General features: G+C 50.8%; 1 protein-coding gene. It reads left to right on the forward strand.

Going from position 1 to position 2,141, the window contains the following annotated elements; all coding sequences use genetic code 11:
• Positions 1–1,649 (forward strand): calcium-binding protein (locus AS151_RS04105; RefSeq protein WP_275527967.1); only part of this gene is annotated, 1,649 nt, incomplete at its 5' end.
• Between the last annotated feature and the right edge of the window lie 492 nt (positions 1,650–2,141).

Raw genomic sequence — 2,141 nt, forward strand, 5'->3', positions numbered from 1 at the left:
ACTATACCTTGACTGCCCAAGCCACCGATCGGGTTGGCAACACCTCTAGCGCTTCCGAGGAAATCAAGTTAACCCTAGATACCAGCACTGGCACTGGCGACGAGAACACCGGTGACAATACCGCCGGCAGTGGTGACGAGAACACCGGCGACGATACCGCTGACACCGGTGACAATACCGCCGGCAGTGGTGACGAGAACACCGGCGACGATACCGCAGGCAGTGGCGACAAGAACACCGGTGACGGTACCGCAGGCAGTGGTGACGAAAACACCGGTGACAATACTGCAGGCAGTGGTGACGAAAACACCGGTGACGATACTGCTGACACTGGTGACAATACCGCAGGCAGTGGTGACGAAAACACCGGTGACGATACTGCTGACACTGGTGACAATACCGCAGGCAGTGGTGACGAGAACACTGGTGATGATACTGCTGACACTGGTGACAATACCGCAGGCAGTGGTGACGAGAACACTGGTGATGATACTGCTGACAACAGTCGCAACCCCGGTAGCAATACCACCACACCACCTCCCAGCATCGACCACATTGACCTAGAAGCAACTACAACAGCCGACGGTCAAATTTCTCTAGGTAAGGATGTATTTGCAGAAGCCTTCTCCGATGCAGAAGGTGCCGAACTCGGTGCCATTCGCATCAAAAACTTGCCCGAAAATGGTACTTTGTTCCTCGATGGCGAACCAGTCAACGACAAACAAACCATCTCCGCTAGCGAACTCAACTCGCTGGTGGTAGAACCCGACGAAGGCTTTGCAGGAACTCTGGAATTTCGCTGGAATGCTTCTGACGGAGAACGCTTTTCTCTGTTCGATAAGACCATCGAAATTGAGGTGGAACCTGCAGAAGAAGAAACCGGAGAAAACTCGGAAACTGGCGATGGTCCCACGGAAAATCCCAATACCGAATCCGACCAAGACCAAGAGCAAGCCGACACCCCAGATGATGGTGATGAAACCCCCTCAGATGATGGTGATGAAAGCATCCCAGAGGACAACGACATTACCACCACTCTCTCCGATGATGATGTAAACGCTTCCGATGAAGATGATGCGATCGCGGCTGGGGCAGGAAACGACCAAATTCGCGGCAACGGCGGCAACGACCTCATCAACGGCAACCAAGGAGATGACAACCTAGAAGGCGGCGACGGCGACGACATCCTGTTCGGCGGCCAGCAAAATGACAATCTCCAAGGTGACAACGACAACGATATCCTCAACGGCAACGTGGGAGAGGATACTGTTAGCGGTGGCAACGACGACGACATCATCTTTGGCGGTCAGCAAGCGGATATTATCAACGGCGGTGACGGCGACGACCTCCTCAGTGGCGATTTGGGAGAGGATACCCTCACTGGCGGCGCAGGAGAAGACCGCTTCTTGTTACGAAACGTATCTGGTCCTGACATCATCACTGACTTTGAAGATGGCGTCGATTCCCTGGTTCTCCCCACCAGCGATTTCCCCGTCAAACCCAACGGTGTCACGTTTGAAGACCTGAGCATCACGCAAGCTGAAGGCGGTACGGTGATTTCGTTCAATGGCAATACCATGGCTGGTCTCACTGGCGTTGATGCCACCAACATCACCGAAGACGACTTCCAAAACATTTCTACTCTCTAAAAACGAGAAGCTCTCCTCACAATTCCATGATTCAGATAGGGTGCTTTTTGTCAATGCACCCTATTTTTTTTATGGTATGCCCACAAAAAACCAAGCTCGCAACACTTCTGCTACTGTCCCAGCCTGAGCAGAAGAAGGTATTTATTCTAACTCTTATGTTTTGTTTTTGTGACATGTATAACAGCATTTCTGAAAAACAATGCTGGAATTTTCTAATTGCCCTTGTAGGGACGATTCGAGAAGCGCACCTACAAAACACCCCGATTATTTATTGCAAACTTTTAAGGAAATGGTATAACCTAATAAATCTTTCGCAAAAAAAACTAGTATGCGACAGGGGTTCAAGCGATCGCGGAACATCCAGACAGCTATTTGGGTTGGATGAATTTGCCGGATGGCGTATATTCAGTACGGGAGCGATCGCCTTTTAAAGAAGATTTTCCCACGCACAAAATTAAAAAAGGGAAACAGTTGCGCGAGGTAGCCGGTCAG

The sequence above is a fragment of the Geitlerinema sp. PCC 9228 genome (assembly GCF_001870905.1).
Taxonomy (GTDB): Bacteria; Cyanobacteriota; Cyanobacteriia; order Cyanobacteriales; family PCC-9228; genus PCC-9228.